General features: G+C 49.6%; 8 protein-coding genes. All 8 read right to left on the bottom strand.

Annotation, left to right across the window (positions count from 1 at the left end; genetic code table 11):
- Positions 1-536: 536 nt before the first annotated feature.
- The 8 genes from JUB14_RS20870 to JUB14_RS20835 all read right to left on the bottom strand — a co-directional run bounded on the left by JUB14_RS20870 (position 537) and on the right by JUB14_RS20835 (position 12,809).
- A complete protein-coding gene (locus JUB14_RS20870; RefSeq protein ID WP_207508762.1) occupies positions 537-3,698 on the bottom strand; it encodes a PVC-type heme-binding CxxCH protein in 3,162 nt (1,053 codons plus the stop codon).
- 64 nt (positions 3,699-3,762) lie between these two features.
- Positions 3,763-4,572, bottom strand: a complete 810-nt coding sequence (locus JUB14_RS20865) for a ThuA domain-containing protein (RefSeq protein WP_229368088.1) — start codon at positions 4,570-4,572, stop codon at positions 3,763-3,765.
- Between the two features lie 267 nt (positions 4,573-4,839).
- Positions 4,840-6,345, bottom strand: a complete 1,506-nt coding sequence (locus tag JUB14_RS20860) for a RagB/SusD family nutrient uptake outer membrane protein (RefSeq protein ID WP_207508761.1) — start codon at positions 6,343-6,345, stop codon at positions 4,840-4,842.
- Positions 6,346-6,372: 27 nt separating this feature from the next.
- Positions 6,373-9,762, bottom strand: coding sequence for a TonB-dependent receptor (locus JUB14_RS20855; protein ID WP_207508760.1), 3,390 nt, complete (start codon positions 9,760-9,762; stop codon positions 6,373-6,375).
- A gap of 159 nt (positions 9,763-9,921) precedes the next feature.
- Positions 9,922-11,019, bottom strand: a complete 1,098-nt coding sequence (locus JUB14_RS20850) for a FecR family protein (RefSeq protein WP_207508759.1) — start codon at positions 11,017-11,019, stop codon at positions 9,922-9,924.
- A 58-nt stretch (positions 11,020-11,077) separates the two neighbouring features.
- Complete coding sequence (locus tag JUB14_RS20845) at positions 11,078-11,671, bottom strand: RNA polymerase sigma factor (protein WP_207508758.1); 594 nt, start codon at positions 11,669-11,671, stop codon at positions 11,078-11,080.
- A 240-nt stretch (positions 11,672-11,911) separates the two neighbouring features.
- A complete protein-coding gene (locus JUB14_RS20840) occupies positions 11,912-12,373 on the bottom strand; it encodes an RES family NAD+ phosphorylase (protein WP_207508757.1) in 462 nt (153 codons plus the stop codon).
- Between the two features lies 1 nt (position 12,374).
- Entirely contained in the window at positions 12,375-12,809 is a 435-nt protein-coding gene (locus JUB14_RS20835; protein ID WP_207508756.1) for an Xre family toxin-antitoxin system antitoxin, read from the bottom strand.
- Positions 12,810-13,096: the final 287 nt, after the last annotated feature.

The raw sequence follows: 13,096 nt of genomic DNA, 5'->3' as shown, positions 1-13,096 counted from the left end.
TTTTACGTATATTGCTGCCACCAAAGCTATATGCACCTACGTTTTAATACGCTAATGACTTGACTTACAGTCATCAGTAAAGCAGACACTGATAGTAGTATTAGACTATCAACTATATCTGATCTTCGTTATCAAGCTGTACTATCAGCAGATTCTCTTTAACACACTATACATTCTGGCCTGTTTATGTAAAATGTAATTTTTACTTACTTCCACTAATAGTAAGCTATTATGAGTGTTAAGCACTTCGTTCGAATGATCTTTATTACACTACTACCAGGGGTAGTTCTTGCTATGTTACTAATGACGTGCGCAACGTAGGGTGGTTAGAGTTAGAAGAGTAGTTTGGATACACGCAAGTTCAGAGTGCTTTTGCTTCGTAGTAGAAAGCTCAACTCCTGGCTATAAGTTATTTTGGCTTGGCGTATAACTGGAGATTAGATACTATTAAGCAACTGGGACTTCAACTTAAAATAAATGCCCCGGCATAAGAAAATGCCGGGGCATTTATACTTCTATTAATTGTAGTATGATCACTACATATTTTCCATTGGGTGCTCCTTGAGTAGCTGATCCGGCGAGTAAAAATCCTTTTTGCTATCAATGGAAGCTCTTATTTGCTTCACTTTTTCGGGATAAACAGGGGGGGCCTGGTTGCCAAATGAGTTCCTCACGTAGGTCAGCACAGCAGCAACGTCTTTATCATTCAGCATACCTCCGTAAGGGGTCATCGGTACCTGTCCCGGATATTTGATTCCGTTTACCTCCAGAGGCCCCAACAGGCCTTTCAGTACCACTTTGATCAGACGGTCCTCATTACCGGTTACCCATTTGGTACCTGCCAGCGGCGGGAAGCCCGAGGCGGTTAGCCCTTTTCCATCAGGTTGGTGACAGGTAATACAGAAACCTTCTCTGGCAAAGATCTCTCTACCATGCGTATACAGGTCGAGGTCAGCTCCCTTAAGGTGCGATGTGACAGCTATTTCCTTCTGCTTTTTAACCGGTCTGTCGTTCAGGTGCGCCACGGCTGTTTCGTGAGCGTGTACCATCCAGTCGTCCATGGGCTTCTTATCAGCTTCCGCCAGTATGGGCAGGCCTTTTTCTTTTCCAAGCCAGGAGGCCGCTACAATAGCTTCCAAGCGTACCCGGCTGTTATCATCACGGGCAGCCTGAGTTAGTAGTTGGGCCTGATCGGCTACCTGATGTCCGGTATAGCGAAGTACCCGCACCGCTGCTGCCCGGGCCCGGGGATCTTTGGCCTGAAGCGTCTGGCGAAGTAGTTTCTGATCTACCTTGTTGAGTCCCCAGGTTACCCAAAGGGCTTCCAGTACATTGTGCTCGTATTGGGGACTATTCTTATCCAGGCTGGCTACCCACTTAGTCACTTTAGGCAGTACCTCTGCGGCATTCCGGCCTCTCAGTTCACGGCGGGTCCGGTAGCGGGTACGGAATTCGGGTAGTTTCAGGTTATCCAGTAGTTGCTCTACACTGGCTCCGGCTACTTTGGCGGGTGTGACCAGCGGGCGTGATGGGTAGGTAATACGATACACCCGGCCATGTACATGGTCACGCAGGGGATCGCGGGCGTTATGCTGCATGTGACCCACCAGGATGTTGTGCCAGTCGATAAAGTACAGGGAACCATCCGGAGCAAACTCCATATCTACCGGGCGGAAGTTACGGTCCTCGCTGCTAACCAGATCCACGCGATGCTTGGTTTTGAATCCGGTACCATCCTCTTCTACATCATGTTGCTTCATGCCGAGGAAGCCAATGGTGTTATTGATCAGCATGTCGCCCTGTACCTCATCCGGGAAGTGACGGCTGGAAATAAATTCCAGTCCCGAAGTAGGGCGTACCATGTGGTCTTTTTCAATCAGCTGCTTCGACTTATGGGTCGACTCACCATAGCGGGGCAGTACCGAACCCGGCATCATCCAGCGCACGTCCGGGCTTGAAGTCTCGGCGAAAAAGTTTTGCCCCCACTCGTCAAAGGCAATACCCCATGGGTTCGGAATGGCCAGCTGCGCGGTGCGCTCCAGGTGGCGACGCTTTGGATTATACCGATAAAAACCACCATTCGTAGCTCTCACGGTTCCGTAAGGAGTCTCTACGTTGGTATGCAGAAAAACTCCTTCACCCATATAGATAGCTCCCGATGGATCGGCCGCAAAGGCACTGATGGTATGGTGGGTATCGTGGTCGTCAAAGCCACTTAGCAGTATCTCAATCTTATCGGCTTTATCGTCGCCGTTAGTATCGGTATAAAGCTTGAGGTTGGTTCCCTGTGATATGTATACACCCTCGGGAGCTATCTCAAAACCTACCGGTACGTGCAGGCCATCCGCAAATATGGTCTGTTTGTCTGCTTTACCGTCATTGTTGGTATCTTCCAGGATCAGGATCTTATCATTGGGCTTGGCATCGCCCGGCTTGTAGTGGGGGTAGGTAGGCATGGTAGCTACCCAAAGCCGGCCTTTGTTGTCAAAGCTCATCTGTACTGGATTGGCCAGATCAGGAAATTCAGCTTCGGAGGCAAACAGTTCCAGTTTATAACCGGGAGCTACTTTGATCTTATCCAGAGCCTCCTGACCGTAGAGGTATTTAAGGCTACCGTTTTTGTCAGGGTTAAAGTTAGTCTTTACAGGTGGTAGTTCAAGGGTCTTCTTATCTGCCGCCGCCAGATCCATCTTTTGACCTTTGGAAGCTGCCTGCCAGATAGCTGTATCCCTGATGGTGGTCATCTGCCGGATTTTCTCGATCTCGAAGGGGTAGTTGTCGGGGCCGAAGGGATTATAACGGCGGCCATACGCATGTACTCCGTTAGGGATCTTATAGTCGTTGTGCCACATCCAGTTTTTCTCCATCACGGCATCGTACACCAGCTTGCGGTTAGATTGAGACTTGGGGGCTACTTTGCCGAATACCTGATCCGCTAACAGCAACGATAGCTTTTTATAGCCTTCATCGTTGAGCTGGAAGCCATCAATGGTCAGGGGCTCTTTGCTGGCTTCGTACCATTTCTGCGAAGGAGCAAAAACATCCACAAACAGAACACCATTCTGATCAGCCACTTCTTTCATGGCTTTGGTGTAGATTAGCAGGTTTTCATTTTCCTTTTTTCCGTTTGGCAGGTCGTACTTGCCTGATAGGTCTTCAAAAGCGATGGGCGATACCACGGCTAACTGAGGAACGGCCTGTCCATTGTACTTCTGATTAAGGGTATGCTTGATGAAAGCATCTAGTTCTGCTTTGTAATTATCCAGTCCAGCTTTGCCCTGAAAGGACTCGCTGTATCCGAAGAAAGCGATAATGATATCCGCTTTGAGTCGGGTCAGCCACTGGTCAGGGGTTTCAAAGTGGCCTTCGCTGCCGGAGTTGTTGGCGTATTCACTTTGAAAACGATCGGCTCCGGGAAAAGCCCAGGGTGAGAAGCGGGCCGAATGGGGGCGGAAACCGGGAGTGTCGCCACCGTCAGCCATGTTGCGTACTACCAACTGGTTGTCGGGGTAACGTACCTGCAGTTCGGTCTCGAAATGATCGTAGTTGATCATCCTTGATGCCAGATTGTTGCCAATCAGGACAATACGGGAGCCTTCGCTGATTTTGAGTGGATTGGTTTGGATGAACTGGAACGCACTGAAGGCGATCAGTGCCAGTCCAACAGCCAGGAACAATCCTTTTAGTTTTGTAGTCATGGATTTAGGTATATTAATTTTCTATGCGAATCTGAAGCCGAATCAGGCATACTAGCTGGTTGTTCTACTTAACAATCCCCCGATAAGGTACATCTATGTCTATCTTGCCTTTCCACTTTTTAGGGACAGGCTTGTCGAGCAGCCAGTGGATAGCGTTCACCGTCAGGCGCTGCATGCTTTCTTCCTTAAAATCTTCGGGATGTCCCAATGTTGTGAAGAATACCTTGGCACCATGCTGGTTTTTCCAGGTCCAGGCTACCGGGTTTTCAATGGCCGCTTTGTCCGGGTTTACTGACGTACCCATCAGGAGCAGGGTAGCATCTTTGGGAGGATAGTCGGGTTTTACCCGGTACAGCCACGAGGGTACATGAAACGCAGGGGCTACCCCGGTAAGGATAGGGTGCTTAAGTGCCGATGGAATAACTGTAACATCGGTAGTACTCTCGTGTCCGTAGTGCGTATGTCCGGCCCGACCCCAACCCGGAGGCGATCCAAAGGCCCGCTCACCAAAGGCATTCCATACTTCGGACTCATGTCCCTTGGGGAAGTTGAAAGCGTGTGTAGAGGTACGGAAGCCCATCACCGGCTTACCCGAATTCAGATAGGCATCAATATATTTGAGTTGATCGGGAGGAAGCTGTCGCCACCGCAGAAAAAATACTGCCATATCAGCCTGGGCCAGAGCCTCCAACCCGGGTATATTCTGTTCGGCATTCTGATTGGGAGAGGCCTTAAGTACTTTAGTCCTCATCCCATAGTTTTTTTCTAGTTCGGCCGCTATTAGTGGTAGGGTTTGCTCACCGCTGTATTCATGATCACCGGTGACAAAAACGACCAGGGGCTGTTGTTTTTGGGATGGCTGCTCCTTAGCCATGAAGGCTGTAATACAGCCGGCAAGGGCCAGTATAAATAAACCAGTCAGCCATCTTGATTCAAAAAGCATTCTATTTACTTTCTTAAGCATACGAAGTAGTAGGGGTTAGGATGTAACGTTGGTTAGTAGGATGACGAAATTTACAGCACCAACCATGAGTTATAAAAGCAACAATCTATACCAGAAAGCAGAAATGGGGCTACCTATACCGTAAGTACCTACAATAGAATACGTACGATATAGGTTGCAGAGAGTGGGGAGGACTGATTAGTACCCTGGATTTTGTTTCAATTTGCTGTTATTACGAATCTCAGCCGTAGGAATCGGAAAGAGCAGTTCCCTTTCTTTCAGGACAGGTCCGTAGGAGAATTTATGACCTACAAAGTCTTCGAACTTACCGGTAGTTACGTTTAAAGCCTTGCGGAGACGGGTCATGTCGTACCAGGTGATGTTTTCAAAGCTCAATTCGTGCCAGCGCTCCTTCCAAATCGCCTCTCTTAACTGCTCTTTGGTTAAGCCGCTTAGTGCTGGCAGGTTAGCCCGCTTTCTTACCAGGTTGACAGCGTCATAAACTGCCGGTGAGGGGCCTCCCGCTTCATTAGCCGCTTCGGCATAGGTAAGCAGTACCTCGGCGTAGCGCATTACGGGCCAGTTGAGGCCACTGCTGGTAGTTGAAAGTTGCGCCTCCAGGTCAAAGTGCTTATACAGATAGTACCCGCCCAACGACCGCGTTTTGCTTCGGTCGCTTCTCAGCGAGAAGCTAGAGTAATAGAATTGCTTTTCCTCGGCCCGCTTATCACCTGCCTCATACGACTCTACAAACTCCTTGTTGGCGAATATAGCTCCCGTCTCGTCGGTATAGGCCGATATACCCTGGTTGTAAGGGATGATGGAAGTCTGCCAGTTGGAAGGGAGCACAAAAGCCGCGTACTGTACCATAAAGATGTTTTCGCCAGTATTCTTACGGGCCGGTATATGCAGGTCATCGTAAGAAGGAAAAAGGGTGTACTTGTTCGACTGGATCACTTCATTAGCCTTTTCGGCCGCTTTCTGGTAGTACTCAGCTCCTTTCTGCAGGGGATAGCCTGCCATGGTCAGGTACACGCTGGACAGCAGCGACTTGATGGCTCCCGTGGTCACTCTACCGGTAGCATCTGTATAGGGTAGTCCTGAATTTTCGGCTTCTACCAGATCCGATACGATCAGCTTGTATACCTCTTCGGGATTAGACTGGGTTGGGTATAGTGTCTCTGACTTTAAGTCAACCGGTTCGGTAATCAGGGGAATATTTCCAAAAATGCGGACCAGGTTGTAGTAGTACAGCGCCCGCAGGAACCGGGCCTCACCCATGTACCGCTTCTTAGCGGCCTCATCCATCGTGATTCCGGGTATCTTGGCAATGGCCAGATTAGCATTGGCGATGCCCCGGTAGCTACTGGTCCAGTAGGCCGCTCCGTATTCATTATCTGAGTTGTTGACCAGGTTACGGACAAAGATGCTGTTCTGGGCTTGACCGAGTTCAGTGTTAGCCAGACCCGTTGCAAATTCAAGCATCATCCAGGGGGCCCCGTTAAACCCGCCACCCAATACCGCTCTCAGGCTTTCGTAGATGGAGTTTACTGCACTCTGAGCGTGCTCAGGTTTAGTAAAGTAGTTCTCCATGGTGAAGTTGGAGCGATCGGGCTCTTCGAGGAAATCGGAGCAGCTGGTGCCGGTGAAAAAGATAGAGCCGGTAAGGGCAATCTGGATATATGATTTTATAGTACGTTTCATGAGTATCTGGTGTTAGAAGGTTAGCTACTAAAGACCTACGTTCAATCCTACTGTATATACCCGGGGCTTGGGATACGCGTACAGATCCACGCCCTGATCAAAGGCTGCTCCCGAAGTGGATACTTCCGGATCATAGCCGGGGTACTGGGTAGACAGGAAGAAGTTCTGTACCGAGGCAAACACCCGCAGGCGGTTCATGTGGAGCTTCTGGGTAATGTTGTTACCGAACCGGTACGACAGGAGCAAGTTACGGCCACGCAGGAACGAACCATTCTGTACCCGATCAGAGTCGTTGTTGGTATTATAGCCGGCTGATACGGGTCGGAGTTGAGCTATGTTGGTATTCTGGTTCTCTGGTGTCCAGGCATTGAGTACTGTTTTGAAGCTGTTGGCGATACCCTGACGGTCTTCGGCGGAATGTTTACTGCGGAATAGTACATCGTTGCCGTACATAAACTGCATATCCACTATCAGCTCAAAGTTCTTATAGCCGAAGGTGTTGATAAAGCTTCCAAAGCCATCGGGTATACCTTTGCCTATGATCACCCGGTCGTTGTCATTGATGCGACCGTCGTTGTTCACATCCTGGTACTTGATATCACCGGGCTTCTTCAGGTACTTCGCGGCCTCTGACTCCTCGGCAGTACTCCAGGTACCCTGATGCACAAAACCAAAGAAGGAACCTACTGGCTCACCTTCGCGGATAATGGTAGATCCGGTAAAGATGTCAGATCCTCCGGTAAGGGCGAGTACTTTGTTTTTATTGATAGAGATGTTGAAGGTCGTATTCCAGGTCAGGTCACGGCCGGATAGGTTGACGGTATTGATGCCTAGCTCTACGCCCCGGTTCATCATACTTCCTATATTCTGGCTAACGGTTGTAAAGCCACTGCTCGAAGGGACCGGAGCACTTAACAGCATATCAGTAGTAAGCTTGCGATACACATCGGCTTCCAGCATGATGCGGTTGCTGAATAGTCCCAGTTCCACGCCCGCGTCAAACTGCTGGGTTTTCTCCCAGCGCAGGTCCGGGTTAGCTAAACGGTTCACGCCAATACCTACCTCGCGGGAATTATTGAAAATGACGGAGTAGTTACCCAGTCCGGCCAGTGCCTGATAAGCCGTGATTTCGGAGTTACCGGTTACGCCGTAGCTGGTGCGGAGTTTCAGGTTTGAGATAGCGGTTATGCCCTGCATGAAGTCCTCTTCTGTCACGCGCCAGGCCAGTGCAGCCGAAGGGAATACTGCGTACCGGTTAGCTGAACCAAATTTTGATGAACCATCTATACGACCGGTGAAGGTAACCAGGTACTTGTTTTTGTAGCCGTAGTTGAAGCGACCGAAGTAGGAGTTCAGACCATAGGCGCTGGTTCCGGAAGTCGGTGCGAGCGCAACGGCTCCGGCTCCCAGGTTGTTGAACTGGAAGTAGTCATCCTGAAAACGTTGGGCTCTGGCGACATTGTTAAAGCGATCCACGTGCTGCCACGCAAGACCCAATAAGCCATTTAAAGAGTGGATATTAGAGAAGGTCTTATTATAGGTCAGGTAGTTTTCAAACTGCCACGAGTTGAGGCGGTCGTTCGTAATGGAAGCGTCCCCTCCCTGATTTCTGGAAATATAGTTTAGGGTACGTCCCCCGTAGTAGTCTATGCGCTGATTGATGATGTTGGTACCCAATGTGGTTCTGAGCTCCAGACCATGTCCAAAGTTGATATTGGAGTAGATGTTACCCAGCATAGTTTGGGTCTTGAGGTAGTAAAGGCGCTCAGTCGCTACGTGTAAGGGGTTACCTCCTCCCTCCATGCCCGGATAGTCCTCATTACCACCCCAACGGCCATCAGGGTACCGGACCGGTATAATGGGCAGAGCTTCCAGTACCTGACGCATCGCGATGATACCTCCGGCCCCCAGTGGATCTACCTGGCTTTCGTTCTGGTCATTGTAGCTGAGTGAACCTCCTACTTTCAGCCACTGTTTGATCTGGCTGTCAAATACAAACCGACCCGCGTACCGCTTCAGCCATGATTCGTGCATCAGACCTTCTTCATTTCTATACCCCAGGTAGGCACCATAGCTGTCTTTGCCGTTACCCCCCGCAAATGAAAGCTGGTGGTTCTGGATCAGAGCCTGCCGAAATGCTTCGTCCTGCCAGTCGGTATTGTACAGGGGCTTGCCGTTGGCATCGAATAAGAGTGGATTGGTACGCTTGGTTTTGGGATCGGTGTACTTTCCACCGGCCCAGCCTACAGGATCATACTTCTGTGCGTTTTGATAAGCGATCTCCTCCACCCGCAGAAATTCCTCTGAATTCAACAACGGTATTTTGCGAGGCAGTACGCCTATGCCATAGTCGGTGTCGTAGTTAACCCGACCGCCATCCTGGCTGCCCCGCTTGGTAGTCACGAGTATAACCCCATTGGCACCCCGGGCTCCGTAGATCGCGGTGGCGGAGGCATCTTTTAGTACTTCAATAGATGCGATATCATTGGGGTTGATGTAGTCGATGGGGGTGCTACCATTGGCCAGGTCCGTGGCATTCAGTATTACCCCGTCTATGACATACAGCGGGTTATTAGCTACACTTACAGAGGTATTACCCCGAATACGGATATTAGCGCGACCACCCGGTCTGCCGGAGTTGATAGATACGTTTACTCCTGTGATCCGTCCCGATAGGGCCTGATTCAGTGAGGCCACCGGGCGCTCCTGCAGGGTTTCGCCTTTCACGGTGCCGACGGCTCCGGTCAGGTCCGATTTGCGTTGGGTACCGTATCCTACTACTACCACTTCTTCCAGTGATTTCAGCTCGGGGCTCATCTGTATATTCAATACTGATTCACCGCCGATGGCTACTTCCTTGCTCTGATAGCCCACAAAACTAAAAACAAGAATAGCGGTATTGTCAGGTATATCCAGTTGAAATTTCCCCTCGGCGTTGGTCGTGGTACCCCGTTGAGTACCTTTTTGTACAACACTTACACCGGGCAGACCAGTGCCGCCTTCATCCGTTACAGTACCTGATACGGAGCGTGCTGCTACTTTGACGGCATCAATTTTTTCGTTGTTTAGTAGTGAGCTACTCTTCGACGATGAAGGGGGAATAGCCGAGAGTACTACTTTTCGCCCTACTACCTCGTACTTGACCTGGATCTGGTTGAATAGCTTGCGGAGTACTTCGTCCAGTGTTGAGTTGGTGGCGTTCAGGGTGACTTTCTGTGTCGGTGCTATCACCTGTGAACTATACACAAAACGTACGTCCGTAGCCTTCTCGATTTCAACGAGTACCTTCTTGACTTCTTTTTCATCCGCTTTGATCGACAGCCGGCGGTTGAGGTACTCCTGAGCGCTGGTTTCGTGAGCGTACGAAACCCCTATGAAGAGTACCATGACTAAACTTTGGGTTAGGGAAAACTTCATGAGTTTAATCCAGATTTGGCTTGTAAGATGTTTTTTCATAGGTTTGATTAAGGTTAAAGGTTCTATTATCAGGAACTTATGCGACGGGTGGTTACTTTGGCGAGTGGAACCCGTGGTTTACCTTTAGGCAGGGGTTGGCGCTCCTGCCTTTATTTTTTACTATTCGCACCCTTTACCGTTGATCAGGATTTGCCCGTCAACGATTTCATAGCTGGCTGATACTGTTTTGCACAGCATGTCCAGCTTTTCGTAGAGTGTTTCATTAGTTAGGGTGGCGGTGATTCGGCAGTTGTAAAAGCTTTGTTTGTCGTACTGGATCGGGATTCCATAGTGTACTTCGAGTTCATTGAGTATGGTCGGTAAGGCTACCTCATCATAGATAAAGTCAACCGGGGTGGGTGAAACCTTCACCTGAGTGGGATTGGCTACCAGCGTTTTGGTAAGTTGGCGGGCTTCTTTTTCGTAGATAGCAGCCTGATTGGCAGTCAGGATCAACCCTTTAACTTCACGGTCCTGGGGTGAATGAGCAGGCTTGGTAGTATATACCGACACTTTACCGGACAACACCTGCACCGAAAACTTCTTTTCCTTATTGAACGCCCGGACAACAAAGCGGGTACCTAGTACCTTTGTGACCATTTCACCCGTATAGACCATAAAAGGCTCCGGCAGTCGTTTTACACTGAATACGGCTTCGCCGGTCAGGTGTACGGTACGGTGATTGTTCGAATACCGGGGGGGATACTGCAACCGGCTTTGCGGACTAAGCAGGACTTCGGTACCGTCACTTAACTGGATATTGAGAGGCTTGGCGGAGTTATTGACTGTTTCCAGGAGCTCTTCACCGGCTTTTTTAGTTTCGGCCATTATCAGGGGGCTGGAGTTCGGAGTTGTATATACGTACCACCCCATACCCAGCGCCAGCAACACCATGGCCGCTGCTGCCCAGGCCCGCCAGCCAAAGGTCCCTCCGTATGAAACCATCGAACTGGTATCCTCAGCTGTCGCTGTTGTCATAGTGGCCTTTTCAATAAAGTCCTCAACTTCTTCGCGGATTTCTTTTTCACCTAATCGTTCGGCCGCTACGGTGGCAACCCGTACCAGTTGCTCGGCCATGTGGAGGTCCTGTTTTTTTTCGGGGTGCATTTTGGCAAAGGTCAGCCAGAAGGTTTCCTGCTGGCTCACGCCCTGTACCCAGTCCCTGAAATCATCGTCCAGGACAAAATCTTCCACAGTAAATTTTTCGTAGTTCTTCATGCTATTGTCAATGGTAGTAGTGGGATGATAAGCGGCCTTTTAGATAGGTTCCAGCCTGTTACAGACTGAGCAGAACCGGTAAAAGCAGGGACCCGAGGGCCCAGTTCTTGCGGAGGCTGTTCAGGGACTTCTGTAACAGGTTGTAAACCGACTGCCGCCCGAGCTGCATGACTTCTGAAATTTGCTCAAAGCTCAGGCTCTGGTAGAAACGGAGGTAAATCAGCTCTTTCTGTCGGGCGGGCAGGCCGTTGATCATTTGCTCCAGTTTACGAAGCTGGTATACTTCGTGTTCCTCTTCGATCAGCCGGAGGTCCGCCGAGAACTCAACCGAAAAGGCATACTCATCAGAAAGTGTTGTTTGGTGTGTGACATATTTGCCGGAAAGCTCCCGCAGGATTCGCGTCTTTAGCATCACCAAGAGGTACGAGCGAACATTCTCTACTTCATTAATAGTAGCATGAATCTTCCACAGATTAAGGAACGTCTCCTGGATGCAGTCCTTGACAAATTCTTTATCAGGACGGAGCCGCATACCCCAGTGGTACAGATCGGGGTAGTAGGCCTGCATGATTTTGGCCAAGGCATAAATATCGCCCGAGCGGTATTCCTGCCATAGCTCATGGGCATCCTGCGGAGTTAGACGTTTGCTCATAGTTCTGGTGTAGCGCTTTTTCTACTATGAGACGGTCGGATAAGAAACTTAACCTATCTTTTATTAATAAATTTCATGGCAAAGTTCAAAAAGAGGCTAGAAAGGCTTCAAACGAAGAAATACAAGTAGCCGATATTGAATAATTGGTTATTTAATGGTGCTGTAATTACTTTACCAATGATAAATTGTAGGCACTTCCCTGGTATTTATAAGAATAAGAGGTACCTGCAGTGATTAACTCTACATCAGACGCTGGTCATACATAAAGTCCTCCACCCGAAGGGTCTTTACTTCGTGGATGAGTGGGTGAAGGGGATCGAGCAGCAGGTTGCGTGACCACGGCATGATGACTGAGGGGACAGAATAGGCAAGGGAAGCCCGACTATTGAGACGGGGTACCAGGAAGTGCTGTACCGTGGGGGGAACCGGTTGCGACTGCCAGTCGTCCGGGAGTTCGTGTAGTTCTATGTCATCCAGGGAGTCTGGTATTTCCAGCTCCACCAGTACCAGCGGAGGCAAGTCTTCCCAGGGCGTACCTTCCAGATGTACCAATGATTCAAGGAGTGCCAACTCAGGAGTAGAGGAAGTATAGACAAGCGGCACCCCAACCGGATTCCAGCGCCCTCCGTACAGTTGAGCGCCAAAGCCGGTGAGTATACCTTCCAGATGCTGTCGTTTCTGAATACGGTAAACAGCAGGCATACTAGCTATGAATACCGTATTCGAGGCGGCCTAATAGGGTATCCACCATACCCATACCCGTAGAGGTATCCAGCAGGTCCAGCGGGGAGTTGCCACCCAGTATCTGCAGGGGACGCCGGAGCCAGCGATTAAATTTTCCTTCGTCTTCAAATACCTCCTTACCGTGCTCAGCCAGCCGATGGAGCAGCAGAATGCGTTCAGATGCTACCAGGCCCAGCTTTTCATCACTTTTACGGCGGTGGTAGGTACGGAGTGATATAGCCAGAATCTTCGCCATTTCCTGATCGGTGAGCCCCAAACGGGCTGCCAGGTCATCCGCATCCTTGCCCCAAACTCCCTCACGTGCCCGCTCTATCAGTTTATATGGACCCGACTTGCCCGTTTGGGGGGCGGTTGCTGTTCCGGGTATACGGGTTATTTTCGATCTCACTTCCATAGTCTATGCATTTGGCACTAATGTACATGCCATTTGCCAAAAATACAAATTTTTGTAGAATTACTTCGTTGACCTATGCATCCTACCAGGTAGTAGTACTAAAAATAGTACATATATTCGTAAACGTTCACTACCTCATACTCATCGTGTTTTATAGGAGTACGCATATAATTTGTAGTGAAGAGGTGTGATTATTATTTATTAGGAGCAATTTAGCGACTTAGGATTTATTTGGGAATGTAGGGCTAAGAGTCAGATTTAGGTACTCTACTGGCTCTATTTTTGCA

It is taken from the genome of Telluribacter humicola (genome assembly GCF_017355935.1).
In the GTDB taxonomy this organism is placed as follows: domain Bacteria; phylum Bacteroidota; class Bacteroidia; order Cytophagales; family Spirosomataceae; genus Telluribacter; species Telluribacter humicola.
This window is presented reverse-complemented; position numbering and strand designations above follow the sequence as displayed.